Here is an 18,250-nt window from a genome sequence, read left to right on the forward strand (position 1 = left end):
AGAAAGATGACCGCAAACGAACTGGAAAAACTAAGGCTCGGCATCCTGGATGAGGCGGAGCAGCGCAAAGGCACGGCGTTTTCGATAATAGTACTAGCGGTGCTGGCCTCGGCGTTGTGGCTATTTTTCAATTTTAGAGATCAAAATGCGGCAATGGTTCTCTGCTGGATCATAGTGGTATTTAGCTGCGGCAGCATCTCTTTTAGAGTAGTGAATAAAGATGCAAATATAGTGCGCGTATTTATCTTTTGTACCTTGCTGTGGATGCTTGCCAAAGGCGTAGAAATGTGCGAGAATGATACCTTGCGCTTCGTCATCGCACTCGTAACCATCTGCCTTTCTTTGTTTAATATCGCAGACGCCGCGTTGGAGCGGATCAAATATAATAGATCCAAAAAATTCGTCCGCGCCTTTAAACACCAATATATCGAACCCTATATCGCGAGCCTAGGCTATCGCTACGAAATTTCAGGCTCGTTTCGGCCGGCGTATCTGCGCGCTAGCGGCCTATTTGTGGACGGCATAAGCTATTTTGATTGCGAAGATAAAATTTCCGGCGTTTATGACGGAGTATTTTTCAGCTTTGCGGATGTTTGCGTGACCCACACCGACGAACGATATAACAGCAGAGGGATCTTTTTCTACGCGGAATTTAAAAAGCGCATAAACTCGGTGGCCGTGATCTTGCCGCTGCTCAGCGCGAGACCGACGCTCGGCGGACTTAAGAAGATCGCGATGGACGATAGCGAGTTTGGATCCGCATTTAGCGTGTATAGCGCCGATGCCGTGTCTGCAATGTACGCCCTCACGCCCGCCTTTATGCGGCGCTTGCTTCGCTTTAGAAGCGGTGCCGGCGGACCGATCAGTTTAAGCTTTTCGGGCAGAAACGTCTGCATTTTCATCCGCACGGGATACGATAGCTTCGAGCCTAGCGTAGATCGCAGCGTACTTAGCGCAGGTCCTGCGGCGTCTATCAAGCACGAGCTTCTATTCTTTCTATCCATCGTAAAAACTCTGAAATTAAACGAAAATATCTGGCAAGATTAAATCTTAAATTTGACTTTAAATCCGCAAATACGGAGGCTTTGCGCCGCCGCGAAATTTTAAAATTTAAAAGCACTCTTCCCAGCTCGGCGTCGCTATGATTTAGAATTTTCGCGACAAGGTTTTGTGGACTTTGCCGCAAGATCTATTGTATTTGCGGCAGAGGGCGAAATTTGAAATCTATCGCGATGAAATCTCATGCGATTTATAAATTTTTGCGACCCGCATAGAGGAATTGAGCACTTCTCCGTACCGAATTGAGCGAAGATGGATACTGGTATGGCGATGATTGCACCGTACGCTTTCCATAATAGAGGAGATTACCACGCTGCCTATCATCGTGCCGCAAACGCTACTTTTACCGTCGCGAGCCCGCGTCAAAAAAATTGAGGGCCCATCGCGGCAATGATAGAAGAGATAATTTACTCATATTTGCATCGTTCATTTCGCCATCCTAATGCTTTCAAAAATCGACGATTAAAAAGCTCACACAAAAGCCGGCCATACATTTAATCTGCCTCCAAGCATTTTTAAGCGACAATACGAAAATCAAATTTTCGGAGTTCTCATGACGATTTACGAGTTAAAGCCCAAATTTCAAAATTTACTTCGCCCGTTGGTAAGACGTCTTTACGGCGCGGGCGTCAGCGCAAATCAAGTCACGATCACAGCTTGCGTCATTTCCGTTCTGCTGGGCGGACTTCTGATAAAATTCGCCGAAATTTCGACGCTATTCTTTCTGCTGCCCGTTTGGATGTTTTTGCGTATGGCGCTAAATGCCATCGACGGCATGCTGGCTCGCGAGTTTAATCAAAAAAGCCCGCTGGGCGGCTACCTAAACGAAGCCACAGACGTCATCTCGGACACCGCGCTGTATCTGCCGTTTGCCTTCGTGGCGCCGTTTGACTGGGGAGTTATCGCGCTCGTTATCTTTCTATCTTTTATGAGTGAGTTTTTGGGCGTCCTAGGGCAGGTGCACGGTTGCGGCAGGCGATACGACGGGCCTATGGGCAAGAGCGACCGCGCGTTTATATTCGGGCTTATCGGTACGGTATATGCGCTATCTGGGCGACTACCGGAGTGGTTTAGCTGGGTACTTTACGCCGCGATATTTTTACTCGCGCTTACTTGCGCAAACCGCGTGAGGATGGGGCTAAAAAGCGGGGAATAAGGCGCCTCGGACGAGGATAAATTTAATAGCTATCTCCAAAATCGACGCAAGGTAAATTCGCCTAAATTTGATATAATTACAAAAGTTTTAAGCTCGCCTCGACGCGGGCACGCAATCGTTATAAATTTGATCTTGTTTAAATTTATGAGATTTTTTGAGGCGAGGATAAAATATCACGGCGAATTTGTCCGCTTAATTTAGACGTTTTAAAAGACACTAGGCGCGCAAAACGCGCTCGGTTAATTTCGAGCGTTTTATCAAAGTCGGTGAAATTAAAGGCAAGTAGCAAAAGCGGCAAATTGCAGGCGTTACTTAAAACCGTATTGGCTTTAATCGCCTCAAATTTATGTCTAAACGCTCGTTTTCGGCAAGATGGGCGAGAAGCTTATTTGCCGCACGCAACCGTAAAATTGAGGGCACCGCAAAAAGTGAATTTGAAAAGTAAAAGAGTAAAAAGGATACAAGATGAAAGAGTTTTTAGCTGCAGCGCTTGATTTTATCCTTTGCCGTATCACGATATTTATCACGGGCGTACGGCCGCCGCAGGAGCTTTTAAACATAGGCGAGGGTACTAAAATTTACTACGCGAACCACGCTAGCCACGGCGATTTTTTGCTGATTTTCGTCTCGCTGCCCTACCGCGTGAGAAAGCGCGTGCGCCCCGTCGCGGCGGCGGAGTACTGGGAGAGCGGGCCGGTGCGCAGGTTTCTTGCTAAAAACGTGTTTAATATGGTGCTAATAAGCCGCCGCAAAGATCCGCTGGAAGCGTTAGCACAAATGAGCGACGCGCTGCAGACGCACTCTCTCATCATCTTTCCCGAAGGCACGCGCAAGATGAACGACGACCTAGCACTTCAGCCGTTTAAAAGCGGGGTATTTCGTTTGGCGCAGGAGTGCCCCTCCGTGCCTTTGGTGCCGATTTGGATCAAAAACGCGCGCAACGTCTTGCCTAAGGGCTTTATGATACCCATCCCGCTGCTTTGCGAGCTGATAGTGGGCGAGGAGATAACCTACGGCGGCGAAGGCAAGGGCGAGTTTTTACAAAAGGCGCAAGACGTGCTGCTAGCAATGAGCGATACGCAAAATGACAGAACGAAAGCCTAATTTGTCGGCTTTGGCGAGAGCGGTAAATTTAAGCCCCGTAAATCCGCCACGCAAGACGGGGAGATTTGCGACCGATCTTTACGGCAAATTTGACGGCGAGCCTTCTAAAATGACGGCTAAAAGCGTCAAATTTAAACGCGAAACCCGGATCAAAACGCTCGCTACGCCGCAAATCAAATTTGATCCAAATGCAGGCTCAAAGCGCGAGTATTTCTGGCTAACAAATTTAACCATTCAAACCGTCCGCACGGCAAACCAAACGCGCGTAAATTCGACTAGCTCGGAGCGCTCCGAAACAGGCGTTAAATTTAGCTTCAAATTTAACCCAAAGGCCCTAAAATGAACCCGCAAAATCATATCTTAAATCTATTTTTAGGACTCATCGCGGTGCTAGTCGTCTCTAGCGCCATTGCCTTTATGCTAAAGGCGAAATTTGGCGCCGAGAACAAAACCATCGCAAATTTGACCTCGCGCATAAACGCCTGGTGGGCGATGATTTTGGTCATTTTTGTGTTTACGTATATGGGTAAAAACGCCGTGATATTTTTGTTTTTGCTCGTATCTTTTGCCGCTTTGCGCGAGTTTTTGTCGCTCATCTACATCCGCAGAGGCGATCATATCGCGCTCGTGGCGTGCTTTTACGTGATTTTGCCGATGCAATATATCTTTATTTACGCCGATTGGTACGCGATGGCGATGATATTTATCCCGGTTTACGGATTTTTGTTTTTGCCGATTTTGGCGGCTATTTGCGGCGATGCAGCATATTTTTTGGAGCGCTCGACGAAGATCCAGTGGGCACTGATGATCTGCGTGTTTTGTATCTCGCACATCCCAGCACTTCTTTTGCTGGATCTTAAGCAAGGTAGCGGCATGGAGCTGATGCTGTTTTTGATCCTGGTCGTGCAATCTAGCGACGTGCTGCAGTACGTCTGGGGCAAGCTTTTGGGCAAGCGCAAGATCGCCCCTAGCATCAGCCCGTCTAAAACGGTGGTCGGCTTTGCGGGCGGGGTTCTTAGCGCTAGCGTGCTGGCCGCGTGTCTGCATCATCTCACGCCTTTTGGCGCGGTTGGGGCGTTTTTTATCGGGCTTGCCGTTTGCATGATGGGTTTTTTAGGAGGGCTAGTTATGTCTGCCATCAAGCGCGATCTAGGCGTCAAAGACTGGGGCTATATGATCAGCGGGCACGGTGGGATGCTTGATCGTATGGACTCGCTGTGCTTTGCTGCGCCGATATTTTTTCACATAGTTAGATATTTTTACGCGTGAGGTTTTGATGAAAATTTGGAGCAAAATTTTACTTTTAGCGCTCGTGGCAAATTTAGTCTTTGCTTTTTCGGCCCAAAAGCTCGTGCAAGATGCCAGAGCGCAGGTTGGGCAGACGCTGTTTTACGATCCTTCGTACTCTAGGCTAGCCTATCCGATGGGCGACGTGGATATGATAAAGGGCGTTTGCACCGATGTCGTTGTTAGAGCGCTGCGCGGGTAGGACATAGATCTGCAGCGGCTCATCCACGAGGATATGAGCGCAAATTTTAGCGCCTATCCAAAAAACTGGGGCGCGAAAAAGACCGACAAAAACATCGATCATCGCCGCGCACCAAACATCGCAACCTACCTAAAACGCAAGGGTTACGAGGCGAAGGGTGGGTTTAAGGCGGGCGATATCGTGACGTGGCGGCTGGATAACGGAAGGCCTCATATCGGCATAGTTTCGGATAAATTTGCCAGCGGCAAAACCCCGCTTGTGATCCACAATATCGGACTTGGCGCGCAGGAGGAGGACGTGCTAAATGTTTACGAGATAACGGGGCATTTTAGGATAAAATAAGCGTAAAAATCGATGAATTTAAGTAAGAAAGGCGAAAAATGGAGTTTAAAGAGAGCTATTTTATAACCAGCGACGGGGTGAGGATATTTTACAGATACCGTTTGGCTAGCGACGTAGCGTGCGAAAACCCGGGCGCAGGCGAAGTAAATTTGAGTAAGGATGGCAAATTTGACGGGTCAAATTTGAGCGCCGAGGCCGTAAATGAAACGTCAAATTTGGCTAGCGAGCAGGCGCGCGGCGCGGGTGAAAATACGGAGCCAGGCTTAAACGGCGAAGGCAAATCGGACGAGCAAAATTTACAAAGAAGCGGCAAAAACTCGGACTCAAATTTAAACGAAGCCGGCAAATGCGGCGCGTCAAATTTGAGCGAGACGCCTTGCGAAAACGCCGAGCAAAATTTCAAATTTAAAGCCGCGCCGAATGCCAAAGCCGTAGCAATATTTCACCGCGGACACGAGCACTCGGGCAGGACGACGAACATAGCAGACGGGCTAGCGGATGAGAGTTTTAGCTATTTTGCCTGGGATCAGCGCGGACACGGTAGGAGCGACGGCGAGCGGGGCGACGCGCCTAGTATGGGCCGCCTTATCGCCGACGTGGACGAGTTTGTGGCGCACATCGAGCAGAGATTTGGCTTTGAGACGCAAAATCTAGCCGTGATAGCTCAGAGCGTGGGCGCGGTTCTGGTCTCGGCGTGGCTGCACGACTACGCTCCGCGCGTTCGCTGCGCGGTGCTGGCTAGCCCCGCGTTTAGCGTGAAGCTTTACGTACCGTTTGCCAGAGCTGGACTAAAGGCGCTTTACAATGCGCGCGGAAATTTTTTCGTAAACAGCTACGTCAAAGCTCACTATCTCACGCACGACAAACAGCGCCAGGCCAGCTACGACGCCGACTCGCTCATCACTCGCGCGATCTCGGTGCGCATACTGCTTGGGCTTTACGAAGCGGCACAGCGCGTGGTTTCGGACGCCGCCGCGATCACGACGCCTACGCTACTGTTAATCTCGGGCGATGATTGGGTCGTGGAGCACGCCCCGCAGCACGAGTTTTACAACGCTCTTGGCGCGCACGTAAAAAGGCGCGAGATTTTAGAGGGATTTTACCACGATACGCTGGGCGAGAGCGAGCGGGAGAGGGCGTTTGAGATCGTGCGCGAGTTCGTCGGCGAGAGGTTTAGCGCGCCTTTTAGCGAGGTGGACTGCACGCACGCGGACGAATACGGCTTTAGCCGCGAGGAGGCCGATAGACTAGCTACGCCGCTGCCGAGATTTAGCCCGAAAAATTTGCGATTTAAATTTCAGCGGATATTTATGCAGGCGGTTTCGCCGTGGGTCGGCGGGCTAAAGATCGGCGAAAATACGGGCTACGATAGCGGCAGTACGCTTGACTACGTTTACCGAAACGAGCCGCAAGGGGCGAATAAATTTTTCAAATTTATCGACGAAATTTACCTAAACGCCATCGGCTGGCGCGGTATCAGGGAGCGCAAGCGAAATATCAAGCTAGCTATCGATCAAGCCGTGGCAAAGCTGCAGGAGCGAGGCGAGCCGCTACGACTGCTAGACATCGCCTCGGGACACGGCAGATACATACTAGACGCCGCGCAGGGGCATAAATTTGAGCGCATAACGCTACGCGACTACAGCGATATCAACGTGAAAGCCGGCAGCGAAATGATAAAAGAGCGCGGGCTACAGGACGTCGCGAGCTTCACGCAGGCAAATGCGTTCGAAGCCGCTAGCTACGAGGGCCTGCAGGACGCATATACGCTAGGCGTCGTGTCTGGGCTGTTTGAGCTTTTTCCTGATAGCTCAGTCGTGCGCACCGCGCTACAAGGCTTTTCAAGCAGCGTAAAAAGCGGCGGCTACCTAATCTACACCAACCAGCCGTGGCACCCGCAGCTCGAGATGATCGCGCGCGCTCTATCTAGCCACAGGCAGGGTGCGGCGTGGATCATGCGCCGCCGTAGCCAAGCCGAGATGGATCAGCTCGTGGAAAATGCGGGATTTAAAAAAGTAAAAGAGTGGATAGATGGGGATGGGATATTTAGCGTTAGTTTAGCTGTTAAAATTTAGCGGCTCGTCTCGTGAGTGCTTTTCCGAGATTTCGCAAAATTTTCGCTCCGCAGGCTATAGCCTAGCGCACGCTCAATTTTGCTTCAAAACTCGAAAAATCATCTCGCGATACTTCGCCTTATCGTTTTACGTTCAAATTTGCAAATTTGACTCATCGGGACCCGCACCCTAAAAATGCAAATTTAAAATTTACGGCGCGACAGCACCAGATAAACCTGCGCATAGCGCAGCAACCTCTCACGTCGTAGGGGTTGGGGGATCGTTAAGGGGGAAGGGAGCTCTTTTGCTTCGCTAGCGCTCGCAACTGCTAGCAGAGCGTAATTCAAGCCCCTTTCCCCTTAACAAAAAAAATTGACTTGCACAAAAAGTTTAATTCATAACGATAAATTTGACTAATTCAAATTTAGTACCTTAAAGATGCGGGTCTCGGTGCGTAAAGTTTACAAATTTGCGTCAAGCAAACGATCTCGGACCGATAAATCCGTAAAAACGCAAATCCGATAAAATTTGATAGAATTAGCAAAAAAGGCAAAAATGAAAACGAAATTGTTTTTATCGCAGCTGGCCGCGTTAGTCGTCGTTGCGGCGACATTTTACGCTAGCTACGGCGCTACAAACGCCCTCGCGAGCGCTCGCGCAAATGTGCCGGAGATTTATTTCGCGTGGGAGCGCGCGGTGCCGTTTTGGGCGTGGAGTATCGTGCCGTATTGGTCGCTAAATTTGCTCTACGCGCTTGGATTTTTCCTCTGCCGTGACGCCGGGGAGCTCGCGCGCTACGTTACGCAGCTGCTAGTCGCTCAGATGATCGCGACGCTGTTTTTTATCGCTTTTCCTTTGCAAATGTCGTGGGAGAAGCCCGCAGTTTCGGGCTTTAGCGGCTTTTTATTCTCAAGCCTCGCCGCCTTTGACCTCCCGTTTAATCAAGCTCCCTCGCTACACATCATACTTTGCGTCGTGGTGGGCGCATTTTACCTTCGCAAGGCGCGCTCGGTTTGGCTTAAGGTGGCGCTTGTCGCGTGGTTTGCGCTCATCGGCCTTAGCGTGCTGACCACGTATCAGCACCATTTTATCGATATTCCGACGGGGCTGGCCGCGGGCTGCTTCGTCCTACTCATTCGTCCGATGGATGGCGAGCCGCTTAGATTTGCCATGGCTACGGACGCAGTGCGCTACAAATGGGCGGCTCTGTATCTAGGGCTTTCGTTTGTGACGCTTTTTGCGGCGATTGCGGGAGCTAAAATTTGGGGCGCGTGGATGCTGTGGCTGTCGTGGGCGAGCCTTAGCTTCGCGCTGGTTGCCTGCGGTTATGCGTTTTTGGGCGCGGGAGTTTTTGCTAAAAACGAGCAAGGCCGTCACGCCACCGCTGCTAAAGCTTTACTTTTTCCCTATCTTTGCGTAGCGCGGTTAAATGCGATTTTTTGGCTGCGCGGACGCCGGCTTTCAGACGAGATTTTGCCCAGGCTCTATCTTGGCTCGGTTAAGCAGGCGGGCAAATTTGACGCGGTGTTAGATCTCGCGGCTGAGTTTGAGCGGCCAGGCGGCGCACGAATTTACGCGAGCCTATCTATGCTAGATATGATAACGCCGAGCGCGGACGAGCTGAGGCACGGCGCGGACGAGCTTGAGCGGCTAGTAAAAACGACTCTTGGCGGAGGCGAAAATTTACCGCAAAGGGCGGTGGAAATAGGGTCAAATTTTATCGCCGAAGCAAACGGCTGCGCACACGGGCGAGATTTGAAATTTGACGAGCAAGCGGGCTCGCGGGTAAATTTACAAACGCCCGGCGCGGCGAACAAGCTAGAGATCACCGAGGCGAGACAAACTCCCGCGGGCTCAAACGAACGAGCCGCCGAGCAAAACAGCAAAAGGGTGCTAGTGTGTTGCGCGCTGGGCTACGGCAGGAGCGCGTCGGTGCTGCTCGCTTGGCTTGTGATTTACGTGGGACTAGGATTTGACGACGCGCTAAATTTGCTAAAATCGCGCCGCGAAAAGATCGCCGTCTCTAGCTCACTTCGCGAGCGGATAATGCAGCTAGCAGACGGCACCCGCGAAATTTGAAAGCGAAGTAAAGAAGCGGCAAATTTAAGCGCGAAATAGGCGCATGCTAAATTTGATCAAGTCCAGTTTAAGGGATCAAATTTAAAAAATATGCAGGCTAGAAACAAGCGGCATTGCAAAATTCTCGGCGAAAACGAACGGGAAATTTAACCAAAGGCAAACGCCCAAAATGAGGAGGGAAAATGACGAATGCGGAGCAAAACGAAAAAGCGGCGCAAGGCAGGGAGCAGGAATGCCGCCAAAGGACGGACGATAGAGCCTTGGCGCTGGTTGCGGCTAGATTTTTAGCGACGCATAGGCTGTTTTTCTTGTTAAATTTACTTCAGCTGGCCGTCTGCCTTCGCATTTTTGCAAATTTTGCCGTAATTGCGGGCTTTTTAGCGGCTTTTGCGGGGTTATTTTATCTGCACATTAGGCTGTATTTTGATACGCTGATTTTTAGAGATTTTGCGGAGGGGAGGCTAGAATGCGGCAAATTTGACGCGGCGCTTTTAGAACTAAATTTAACTAGCAAACCGCCTAAAATCCGCGATATGAAAAGTCGCTGCGCGGGAGCTTTGCGGCTATATAAACTAACGGCTGCGCTTACTTTTATCGTCGCCGTTGTGGCTTTTGCGTGTTACTATCTGAGCTAAATTTGCTTGCCCGCTTAGACGGTTACGGAATGCCGATTTAGACGGCCTCATCGGTTTGGTGCGCAAAATTTAACACTTCTCACTTTTTTCGTAAAAAAATTTCTCATTTTTTACCCTTAAGTGAAAAATGAGAAAATTTGTTGCCGCTAAAATGAGAGCGGGATCGAAAACACTATCATTCTAAATGCAATATACACCTTTAAATAGCTTTTAAAAACATCATTAATATGGTATAGATCGCATAGATTGAGGGTTTAATTTCTTCGTTTTCTAAATATACATAAACGATTGCGGTGCAACGAAATTCGGATACTCCGAGTAAGGACAGATAGGCCTTTGGTATCTTTTTGTCGATTTGATTTTAATAGCAAACCCTACATCTCTGCCGGTAAAATACCTTAAGTACCTATTTTTATCTATGCCTGCATACGTTTGCGTTTTATCCCATAATTTTTCCGGAGTATCCTCTAAAATATCATCGATTATAAATTCTCCAATAATCTTTCCTATTGGTTTCGTGGCATAAACTTTGATCTTATTGACTCTCTTTTTGAAATTTACTTTTCTGAATTCAAATCTTTTTGTTCCGTTGAAGATAGCTTCTGCGAATTCGGGTTTAATCGATAATAATGCGGTCATCAACCGACCCCTCTCTTAATATATTTAAAAAACCACTATCCGTCAATCGAACAAAGCCCCAATATGATGGTTCTCCCCCCAAAATCTCCCTAATAACACCTAAAATAACGCGTTTTTTAAAGGAGACATTATAGGTCATTTTTATTACTTTTGGATAAGTCTTTTTTTCAAAGAACCGTTCTAGCTCCGAATTTGTAAATATATTATGCGGTTTACAATACTCTACAAATTCGTTTACATTGCCGAAACTAGATAAATCACGATATTCCTCTACAACGCATAATGAGGTTGCCACCGACGAATAATTTGCGTTTGACGCACTATCATCCTTGGTTCTATATATGATGAGGCAATCGCCCCTTCTTAATTGTTCAGCACCATAGATTTTCGTAATATATACCTTGTGTATACTATTTGACTCGGACATATCTCTTAATATATCATAATTTTCTGTTTTAAGTATAGAGTCAGAAAACATACGAGTATGATATTCTGGCCAAATACCTAAAATATATTTATTTGCATTTGTTGTTATGACTGCTGGATAGTCTAGCAATATATCGCCTCTTATATCTTGCCTGCGTGTCGGTATATTTTTAATCAGAACAATTTCTTCATTTTTTTTGCCATATTCAACAAAACCGTACCTTTTTAATAAGGCTATTAACGGGGTTTGTTTTGCAAAAGAGGTAACATAAACATCGTAAATATTTTTTGATACCGCAAAATCGAAGACTCTCTTTATGAGACGTTCGCCCAGTTTAGTTCCATGAGCTTCTATCTTCATAGTTCCTATTTTTAGCCATGGATGGCCAGTATCAAGCTTAGGATCTATATTTGTGTTATCTACTGGATTTTCTACCTTTAAGTATAAAAAAGCCACTATCCGATTATCGTCAAATAGAACATAAGCCTTTTCACCAGATAAAGCCTTTCTCTCAATCCATGCGTCAAATCCATCGTAATCGCTCCTTAATGAATCAAAAAAAGGATTTGATATGTCAATATCCTTTATATATTTTTCTTCAATATTCGACATTTTAGACTCCCGATATTTTTATACAATTATATCAAAAAATATCCGACTCCGTTCTCTAAAATTTCTGAAGATATAAATCATAAATATTTATTGACGGTATGCGAAAGTCAAAGCTGAAATTAGATATTTGCACTGCAAATTCTTGCCCTTTTACGGCGGCAAGCAGTGCGCTCAAGGCCGCACGAGAGTCTTTCACTCCGTGCGCACCCAAAGAGTTGCCCAGTAGCACGCAACCCTCGGTATTGCGCCCGGTGTTGCCCGCATGGATCAATATGCAGCGAGTTTTTGGCACTAGCTCATTCCAAAGTAGCGGTAGGCGAACTCTAAATTTCGGGCTATCGTGCCAGGCTATTTGATACCTTCCTTGCGGTATGCGTCTATCCATGCCGCTCTGCGTGGTATCGGGGCCCGCAGGCTCGCAGGTATATCCCTTTAGCACCTCTCTTTCGCCGTCTCGCAATATGAAGCGCCCCAGCGTCATATCGTCCACTTCTTTAAACCTGATAATTTCTAAGACCATTTTTGCTCCTTTACCCTTCAAATTCTATCTCTATGCTATAGTTTGTGGGCTCTAGCGTATGCGAAACCGATTTCACGCTAAATCTAAGATCCTCAAGCCCTGCAGCGCCTTTAAATTTAATTTGTGCGCCCGCGACGATATTGGCGCCCATACACGAGCACCGCCCGTTTATACCGCCCTTTTTGAGCTCATTTAGTTTGCTTTGCGCCAGCTTATAGGCCTCGGCATCGCTTTTTGGCTCTGGGATTTGCATCTTATAGGTCTGTTTGTCTTTGCCTACCTTGATCTGCTTACGCTTGCCGCTCTCCACATCTTGCCATTCACACGTAACCGAGCCGTAAGCGTTACGATTAGCCTCTGTGATATTCAAAGAAGCGAGATCTATCAAATTTAATTCTATTTGCGGTAGCCCGCTCTCTGTCTCTGCTTCATCTGCTTCATCATATCCGCTTTTCGGCGCTAGGATCAGCGTGTCGTTTTTGGTGGCGGCTAGATAGCCTAGTTCTTTACTAAGCGAATACAAAAACTCCAAATCGCTCAACCCATCTTGCAGGCGCGATCTGATCGCCATATCCTCTCCGCTCGTTTTAAGCTTCAGGGTGTTTTCGTCCGCGATCTTGCCGGCAATGGCAAAAAGCGTGGTATTTTCCCAGCTACGGCGCTTTCTGGTTTTGATCTCGCCGGCAAAATCTACGGCCGTAGCGCGCACCTCGGTGTTCTGCTCTTTGAAGTCTCGCTCGCAGGTCTGCACGGCAAATTTGCCGCAGAGCCACATCAGATCGGAGCCTTCCGCTCCTTCGCCCGCCCAGCCCAGCCACAGCTCGAGCTTATCGCCGAATGTCGGCTTTGCAAAGAGACCGCGCACTTTAAAGCTTATTTCATCGCTTTTAAAACCTTCTTTATCATCAAATCCTAAGCTAATCAAATTTTGCCTTATGGTTTGCGTGATATCTTTTTCATTTGCTAAAAGGCGAAATATGGGTTTTCTTACCATAGCGCGGCCTGCTTTTGCGGTATTTTTTCTTCGCTCAATTCCGGCAGGGTTACGCTATCGCCTGCTTTTAAAACAATTTCTAGCTTCGGGTTAAGCTCCAGCACTGCTTCGAAAAATCGCAAATGCCCATAATGTCTATATACGATCTGATCCAATCGCTCGCCGTCTTTTGCTTTATAAATCATATTTATGCCTCTGTTTGATTAAATTTCGTCCGCATCGTAATCCCTTCTAAGCGTAAGGCTAAATGTCTGCGTGAAAAATGCTCCGTTTGGAGCGAATACGGATCTGTTTTCGCTGATCTTCTCTATCGCAAATCTGCCTAGATATTTCCCAAGCCCCGTAACGAGCGGCAGGCTCTGTCGCAACTCGGCCAATGCATAAAGCGGCTTAAGCGCACTTTGTCCGTCGCAGGCGAATGGCAGAGTTTGTCCGCTAAGGGTAATGCTCTGCGTACCCAGATTTGCATTCAGCAGCGCGGAGTGATTATTTATCCGCTCGGTAGAGTTTATGCCGAATTCCGTTTCTACTGATATTTCGCTCGTCTGTTTCCACTCAAATTTAAAGCCGCCCAAATTTAAGACCATTTTTAACCTCTCACGTCCGTATTTCTGGCGTTTCGCTCATTTCGTCTGATAGCCTCTTGTATATCCTTTGAAATTTGCCGCTTAAAAGCTTCGGTATCGATACTGCCGCCGTGTGCGTCGATCTTAAAATCCCCGCTAAAGGTTATATTTGTATTGCCGCTCCCAGCGCGGCTTGAGCTAAGAGTACTGAGCGCTTCGCCCATAGGGTGATTCGGTGCAGGCGTAAAATTTCGATCGGCATTAGCATATGCGGGCGTCATAACCGGCGCACTATTATCTCCAAAGCCAAAAAATTCCCCTACGCTTTTTACGCTGCTAAGTACCCAATCTATTTTTTCGCCTATCCAGCCGAAAAAGTCCGCAAATAGATCCTTCCACCATGCTACAGTCTCATCAAATACGCTACTGAATGCCTCTATCCAGCTATCTAGCCAGCTCTTAAAGCTTTCCCATTCAGGCTTGATTTTTTGCCAAAAATTTTGAAAAAAGGCTTTTACTCGATCCCAATTCTCATACAGCCATACCGCCGCCGTAGCAAGTCCCACGACTATGGCGCCGATGCCGGTAGTGATCAGAGCTAGCTTCATTATGCGAAAGCCCGCAGCCGCGGCGATGCTTGCGCCTCTCAATATGGCCATAGCTGCTGCTGCGGCTTTGGATGCGATAGCATGAGCGATCATAGCGGCTCTTTGCGTTATAAGTGCGATGTTTGTGCGAAGAGTGGCGGCAGTAAGCGCCCACATCCCTTTAACGACCAGGGCAATGATATGATAAGCCGTTCTAAACGGCGCAAAAGCAAGCATAAGGCCTGCAAAGCCTATTTTAACGCCGCTGATCGCTACTCCAAGAGCTATGAAGCCGCCTACCGCACCAGTCAGAAGTTTGGCGAGCGTAGGGAATTTTTCGTTAAATTTTCGCAGTGCGTTTCCGAAAGCCGCAAATAATTTCGCTGCGCTATCTACGACGGGTAAAAAAGTTTCGCCGATTTGTGAGGCTAAATTAATCCAGCTTTGATGCAATCTATCTAATGCCGAGGCGGTAGTATTGAGCTTAACCTGCAACTCTTTTTCCATAGAGCCTTTGGCTTCTGAGCTGCGCGCCAGAGCGATATTTGCTTTAAGTTCGTCTATGTTCTGCACTAGAGATGCTATCTCGTCATTATAGTTGCCGCCTACGAGGTCATAGAGAATTCCAGCTTGCGCATCTTTAGGCGCAGCCTTGATCCTCTCTAAGAAATCCACCATCGCAGCGGTAGAATCTTTGTTCAAATTTTCTTTGAGTGTTTGGGCATCCAGCCCGATCTGTTTTAGGGCTTCGTGGAATTTCTTCGGTTGTTTTTCCGCGCTTGCTAATGTCGTAAAAAAATCGTTCAGCGAAGTGCCTACTACGCTCGTAGCTTTGCCCGTACTAAGCAGAGTAGAGGCAAATGCAGCCGTAGTCTTGCCGTCTAAATCTATCATCCTTGCCGTAGCGGCAAGTAGAGAAGTAGACTCTAAAATTTGATCGGCATTAGCGTTTTTTACCTTATTATCGAGTAGATTGATGGTATCGAAAAGCTCCTCGATACCTTGCGTGTTTTTGATGCCAAAGCCTACGAACATATTATTCGTTGCTTTACCGACATCGTTTGCGCTCATAGCAAAGGCGCTCATCGCGGTGGTGGTAAGTCTGACGTATTTTATAAGCTCCTCGCCGCTTAAATTTGCTTTGCCACCCTCCGCGGCGATAGAGGCGACGTCGCTGAAGCTTTTGCCGAAGCTTGCGCTCAGATTTCTGAGTTCGCCCTTGAGTTTTGCCATCTCCTCGTCGGTGCCGTCTACATATTTTTTCACGTCGGCAAAGGCCGCTTCATCGTCAATGGCAAATTTTATCGGCACGGCAAGGCTTGCAGTTTTTGCAAGAGTGCCTGCAAGATTTCCTATTTCGTCCGAAATTGTTTGTTTGTAGCGAGCTATATCCTTGCTTACGCCCTTTAGTCCGCGCAAATTTTCGCTTATGCTTTTTACGCTTACGCCGGCGTTTTTTGCACTACGCGCAAGCCCTTTTATTGCGTTATCGGCAGATTTTACGCTAGAAAGTCCTTTCAAAACCAGCCCTATACTTATGCCGAGCGTCGTTTGATTATCCATTTTACCTCCTTTCCTGCTGCAAATTTTAAAATTTATGATACAATCGCTTCTTATGAAAGAAAGCGATCTAATAACATTTTATACCGGTATCATTACCGCAGCCGTGCTGCTTATGAACCTCGTTTTAGGTCTTGAGCCTAATCCGCTCATTACTATGTTTATCGTCGCAGGCGGAGTAATAGTGTTTTTAAGACCTATCCATCGCGCGTTTAAAAAGGTATTAAACGCTTTTCATCGTGCCGCTTTGCGCTCGCAAGATCTTTAGCGAAATACTGACAAATTCACTAAAATCAATCATATCCATATCCAAAATTTCGCGATGGCCAAAATGCAACACGTAGCCTAGCAGCGCGATGTTTTCATTGTCAGGCGCTGCTAAACGTCCAAAAAACTTTGCACCGCCCGTTGCAAGGCATTAAAATCTGCGATATCCAGTTCCTCGATCCACGAAGGCGTTTTATTCGCGCAAGTAGCGCATAGCTTAATGCTTTGCTCGATCTCGCTTTTTTCATTTGAAACCGCCTTAAACGCCTTGACGCTCGGCGCAAAAACCTCTATCTCTTCGCCGCAAATCGGTAAATTCACTTTGATATTTCTCATTTTTTACTCTCCTAAATTTGATCTTACTTTCGCCATATAATCCACCCCGCCGATCATTAGGATCATATTTTCGGCATCTTTGAGTACCATCGGCGTCTTGTCTATATTGATATCGACAAAGTGCGCTTGAAGCGTGATCGTAACTTCCATCTCGGCGCCGCTTTCAAAGTCTGCGAATTCAATCTTCGTGATATCGCCGGTAAATGCCGCGCTAAACGGCTTCGGCTCGCCTGATGCTTGATAGATCGAGGCGGTGAAAAGAAACGGCACGCGCGAGCTAAAGGCATTCAGACCCATAGCAAGCCAAGTGTTTCTATCTGCAATGCGGATCGTAAAGCTTACTTCGGTCGCGGCAAGAATGCCGCTGCTATAATTTGCGCTAAGCGCACCTTTGGCCTCTATCGTCTCAAACTCCATAGTAGGAAGTTTGAGCGTTTTTGTAACGCCCAGGTAGCCCTGACCGTTGATGAATACGTTGCATTCTTGCACCGCTTGAGGGATAATTCTTTTCATGCTTTTCTCCTTGTTTTAAAATTCTCCGTCTCTCTACCTACTGAGCGAATCCATTAATACTTTGCCATAAGAATCGACATAGATAAAATCTAATGTCAATTGCTTAACTATCGGATTGTTCTGCATTCTGACGTCAAGGTAAAATTTCCCTGCCGTAATGTTTGCAAGGGTATTTTTCGCGCTCCAGCTAAGTTCATATCCTAGCAGTACTCTAGCTCCTACGAGAGCCCGCAGTAGCTCATCTACGCTTCTTTTTGCGTGATAGAGTTGATCGGCTTTGCGATCTATCGCGAAAAATACTCCTTTTTGGCAAGCCTGGCTGATGCGGTCAAATATCCTCACCCTAGCGAGATCCTGCCAGATAGCGTCGGCATCGCTCGTCTCTCCGCCCCAAGCCCTGAAGCCTTGTTCGCGAATGACCGTACTGATATGAGCCGCCCTAAGCTCATCTGCCGTGCAGGTCTCTCCCATCTCAAAGTCTACGTCTATTGCCGTGCCGCTGATGCCACCCATGACCCGATTAGAGTAGCTGTCAGAATAGCCGAATTCGCTAAGGCCGTCCACATAGGCGATCATTCCGGCAATACGAGCCGATTGAGGCGTCATTGCATAATCGTTTGTTTCATCGTCCCAGGTCTTGACATAAGGATAGGCAGCGAGCAGGCGAGAGGTGCCGAAGCTTCCCATCTTTGTGATAGCTTCGCTTGCGCTTGAAGCTTTGAGATCGACGATACCGGTGGCTTTAAGGCGCGTCGCCATTGTCTCAAGCGCGGATTTTATCGCGTCCTCTCCCGAAAACTCCGGCGCGATGAGTAAATTCGGGCGATAGCCGGTAGCGGACTTTGCATTTTTAAAGGCCTCGATTGCGGCCTTGCAAGCCGTGATATCGTCGCTATCGTCATTATTATCGGTACGGGTAAAAACCGATAAGATAATTTGCGTTTGCACGCTTTGATCGCTGATGGCTTTCAATGCTCGATAGATCGAGCCTTTTTTAAATTGCTCGCTCGCCTTCTTTTTTGCCTCGTAAATTTCCTCGAGTGCGGTGATCGCCTTGTCTGTCGTCATATAGAAATGTAGGCCGTTTTGTAGCACCTCTTCATATCCTGCGATCCCGATCGGCGTAGTACTCTCTACGCTTATCGGTCGCGCCGCTTCTGTCGAAACGGTTATGTTTACTCCAAATTTTGCAGCCATCTTTTCTCCTTTAACTAAAATTTTAACTCGCGCGAAGCGCATAAAATAAACTCGCGAGCCGCAGACTCGCACCTTGAGCGTCGTAGGGGGATGGGTGGGGCTTGGGGCGGGAAG

The 18,250-nt window shown here is 47.8% G+C and carries 19 protein-coding genes and 1 pseudogene; 10 read left to right on the forward strand and 10 right to left on the reverse strand.

Annotated elements, in window-relative coordinates:
* Positions 1 to 6: 6 nt before the first annotated feature.
* From Q0135_RS11080 to Q0135_RS11120, 9 genes and pseudogenes are all read left to right on the forward strand, one after another.
* Positions 7 to 1,047: a DUF3137 domain-containing protein gene (locus Q0135_RS11080; protein WP_297990470.1), complete on the forward strand. Its 1,041-nt coding sequence runs from the start codon at positions 7 to 9 to the stop codon at positions 1,045 to 1,047.
* A gap of 565 nt (positions 1,048 to 1,612) precedes the next feature.
* Positions 1,613 to 2,215 carry a CDP-alcohol phosphatidyltransferase family protein gene (locus tag Q0135_RS11085; RefSeq protein ID WP_297990472.1) on the forward strand — a complete coding sequence of 201 codons (603 nt, stop codon included), beginning with the start codon at positions 1,613 to 1,615 and terminating at the stop codon, positions 2,213 to 2,215.
* Positions 2,216 to 2,680: 465 nt separating this feature from the next.
* The gene (locus tag Q0135_RS11090; RefSeq protein ID WP_297990474.1) at positions 2,681 to 3,319 is read left to right on the forward strand and encodes a 1-acyl-sn-glycerol-3-phosphate acyltransferase; all 639 of its coding nucleotides are present in this window, start codon (positions 2,681 to 2,683) and stop codon (positions 3,317 to 3,319) included.
* On the forward strand, positions 3,300 to 3,662 hold the full coding sequence (locus Q0135_RS11095) for a hypothetical protein (RefSeq protein WP_297962027.1): 363 nt from the start codon (positions 3,300 to 3,302) through the stop codon (positions 3,660 to 3,662). The genes Q0135_RS11090 and Q0135_RS11095 overlap by 20 nt, the downstream gene beginning before the upstream one ends.
* Positions 3,659 to 4,588: a phosphatidate cytidylyltransferase gene (locus Q0135_RS11100; RefSeq protein ID WP_297990476.1), complete on the forward strand. Its 930-nt coding sequence runs from the start codon at positions 3,659 to 3,661 to the stop codon at positions 4,586 to 4,588. The genes Q0135_RS11095 and Q0135_RS11100 overlap by 4 nt, the downstream gene beginning before the upstream one ends.
* 7 nt (positions 4,589 to 4,595) lie before the next feature.
* Positions 4,596 to 5,150: pseudogene (locus Q0135_RS11105) on the forward strand (DUF1287 domain-containing protein).
* Positions 5,151 to 5,188: 38 nt separating this feature from the next.
* A complete protein-coding gene (locus Q0135_RS11110; protein ID WP_297990478.1) occupies positions 5,189 to 7,225 on the forward strand; it encodes a bifunctional alpha/beta hydrolase/class I SAM-dependent methyltransferase in 2,037 nt (678 codons plus the stop codon).
* Between the two features lie 534 nt (positions 7,226 to 7,759).
* Positions 7,760 to 9,283, forward strand: a complete 1,524-nt coding sequence (locus tag Q0135_RS11115) for a dual specificity protein phosphatase family protein (RefSeq protein ID WP_297990480.1) — start codon at positions 7,760 to 7,762, stop codon at positions 9,281 to 9,283.
* A 182-nt stretch (positions 9,284 to 9,465) separates the two neighbouring features.
* Complete coding sequence (locus Q0135_RS11120) at positions 9,466 to 9,918, forward strand: hypothetical protein (protein ID WP_297990481.1); 453 nt, start codon at positions 9,466 to 9,468, stop codon at positions 9,916 to 9,918.
* A gap of 270 nt (positions 9,919 to 10,188) precedes the next feature.
* Here the strand turns inward: Q0135_RS11120 and Q0135_RS11125 are convergent, their stop codons facing one another.
* Genes Q0135_RS11125 through Q0135_RS11155 form a run of 7 tightly spaced genes read right to left on the reverse strand, consistent with a single transcriptional unit; the run spans position 10,189 to position 15,826 of the window.
* A complete protein-coding gene (locus tag Q0135_RS11125; RefSeq protein WP_297990494.1) occupies positions 10,189 to 10,557 on the reverse strand; it encodes an ASCH domain-containing protein in 369 nt (122 codons plus the stop codon).
* Positions 10,535 to 11,596 carry a GNAT family N-acetyltransferase gene (locus Q0135_RS11130; RefSeq protein WP_297990483.1) on the reverse strand — a complete coding sequence of 354 codons (1,062 nt, stop codon included), beginning with the start codon at positions 11,594 to 11,596 and terminating at the stop codon, positions 10,535 to 10,537. Before Q0135_RS11130 ends, Q0135_RS11125 begins: the two co-directional genes overlap by 23 nt.
* Before the next feature lie 55 nt (positions 11,597 to 11,651).
* On the reverse strand, positions 11,652 to 12,116 hold the full coding sequence (locus tag Q0135_RS11135; protein ID WP_297960873.1) for a DUF5675 family protein: 465 nt from the start codon (positions 12,114 to 12,116) through the stop codon (positions 11,652 to 11,654).
* A gap of 10 nt (positions 12,117 to 12,126) precedes the next feature.
* The gene (locus Q0135_RS11140) at positions 12,127 to 13,110 is read right to left on the reverse strand and encodes a phage late control D family protein (protein WP_297990485.1); all 984 of its coding nucleotides are present in this window, start codon (positions 13,108 to 13,110) and stop codon (positions 12,127 to 12,129) included.
* Positions 13,104 to 13,301 (reverse strand): tail protein X, encoded by a 198-nt coding sequence (locus tag Q0135_RS11145; RefSeq protein WP_367272156.1) that lies wholly within the window; start codon positions 13,299 to 13,301, stop codon positions 13,104 to 13,106. The genes Q0135_RS11140 and Q0135_RS11145 overlap by 7 nt, the downstream gene beginning before the upstream one ends.
* Before the next feature lie 12 nt (positions 13,302 to 13,313).
* Complete coding sequence (locus Q0135_RS11150; protein ID WP_297990489.1) at positions 13,314 to 13,697, reverse strand: phage tail protein; 384 nt, start codon at positions 13,695 to 13,697, stop codon at positions 13,314 to 13,316.
* 2 nt (positions 13,698 to 13,699) lie between these two features.
* On the reverse strand, positions 13,700 to 15,826 hold the full coding sequence (locus tag Q0135_RS11155; protein WP_297990491.1) for a phage tail tape measure protein: 2,127 nt from the start codon (positions 15,824 to 15,826) through the stop codon (positions 13,700 to 13,702).
* Positions 15,827 to 15,878: 52 nt separating this feature from the next.
* On the opposite strand from Q0135_RS11155, the gene Q0135_RS11160 reads away from it, so the two are divergent.
* Positions 15,879 to 16,091, forward strand: a complete 213-nt coding sequence (locus Q0135_RS11160; RefSeq protein ID WP_297960856.1) for a hypothetical protein — start codon at positions 15,879 to 15,881, stop codon at positions 16,089 to 16,091.
* Between the two features lie 110 nt (positions 16,092 to 16,201).
* On the opposite strand, the gene Q0135_RS11165 is transcribed toward Q0135_RS11160, so the two are convergent.
* The 3 genes from Q0135_RS11165 to Q0135_RS11175 form a co-directional block, all read right to left on the reverse strand.
* A complete protein-coding gene (locus Q0135_RS11165) occupies positions 16,202 to 16,426 on the reverse strand; it encodes a phage tail assembly protein (RefSeq protein ID WP_297960853.1) in 225 nt (74 codons plus the stop codon).
* 3 nt (positions 16,427 to 16,429) lie between these two features.
* Positions 16,430 to 16,939, reverse strand: a complete 510-nt coding sequence (locus Q0135_RS11170; protein WP_297895267.1) for a phage major tail tube protein — start codon at positions 16,937 to 16,939, stop codon at positions 16,430 to 16,432.
* Between the two features lie 33 nt (positions 16,940 to 16,972).
* Positions 16,973 to 18,250: phage tail sheath subtilisin-like domain-containing protein (locus Q0135_RS11175; protein ID WP_297990492.1), on the reverse strand; the 1,278-nt coding region annotated here is incomplete at its 5' end.

Source organism: uncultured Campylobacter sp. (genome assembly GCF_937981295.1).
GTDB lineage: Bacteria > Campylobacterota > Campylobacteria > Campylobacterales > Campylobacteraceae > Campylobacter_B.

Coding starts and splice junctions, on each gene's coding strand:
- Q0135_RS11080 (WP_297990470.1), top strand. CDS start 7: ATGACCGCAAACGAACTGGAAAAACTAAGGCTCGGCATCCTGGATGAG.
- Q0135_RS11085 (WP_297990472.1), top strand. CDS start 1,613: ATGACGATTTACGAGTTAAAGCCCAAATTTCAAAATTTACTTCGCCCG.
- Q0135_RS11090 (WP_297990474.1), top strand. CDS start 2,681: ATGAAAGAGTTTTTAGCTGCAGCGCTTGATTTTATCCTTTGCCGTATC.
- Q0135_RS11095 (WP_297962027.1), top strand. CDS start 3,300: ATGACAGAACGAAAGCCTAATTTGTCGGCTTTGGCGAGAGCGGTAAAT.
- Q0135_RS11100 (WP_297990476.1), top strand. CDS start 3,659: ATGAACCCGCAAAATCATATCTTAAATCTATTTTTAGGACTCATCGCG.
- Q0135_RS11110 (WP_297990478.1), top strand. CDS start 5,189: ATGGAGTTTAAAGAGAGCTATTTTATAACCAGCGACGGGGTGAGGATA.
- Q0135_RS11115 (WP_297990480.1), top strand. CDS start 7,760: ATGAAAACGAAATTGTTTTTATCGCAGCTGGCCGCGTTAGTCGTCGTT.
- Q0135_RS11120 (WP_297990481.1), top strand. CDS start 9,466: ATGACGAATGCGGAGCAAAACGAAAAAGCGGCGCAAGGCAGGGAGCAG.
- Q0135_RS11125 (WP_297990494.1), bottom strand. CDS start 10,557: ATGACCGCATTATTATCGATTAAACCCGAATTCGCAGAAGCTATCTTC.
- Q0135_RS11130 (WP_297990483.1), bottom strand. CDS start 11,596: ATGTCGAATATTGAAGAAAAATATATAAAGGATATTGACATATCAAAT.
- Q0135_RS11135 (WP_297960873.1), bottom strand. CDS start 12,116: ATGGTCTTAGAAATTATCAGGTTTAAAGAAGTGGACGATATGACGCTG.
- Q0135_RS11140 (WP_297990485.1), bottom strand. CDS start 13,110: ATGGTAAGAAAACCCATATTTCGCCTTTTAGCAAATGAAAAAGATATC.
- Q0135_RS11150 (WP_297990489.1), bottom strand. CDS start 13,697: ATGGTCTTAAATTTGGGCGGCTTTAAATTTGAGTGGAAACAGACGAGC.
- Q0135_RS11155 (WP_297990491.1), bottom strand. CDS start 15,826: ATGGATAATCAAACGACGCTCGGCATAAGTATAGGGCTGGTTTTGAAA.
- Q0135_RS11160 (WP_297960856.1), top strand. CDS start 15,879: ATGAAAGAAAGCGATCTAATAACATTTTATACCGGTATCATTACCGCA.
- Q0135_RS11165 (WP_297960853.1), bottom strand. CDS start 16,426: ATGAGAAATATCAAAGTGAATTTACCGATTTGCGGCGAAGAGATAGAG.
- Q0135_RS11170 (WP_297895267.1), bottom strand. CDS start 16,939: ATGAAAAGAATTATCCCTCAAGCGGTGCAAGAATGCAACGTATTCATC.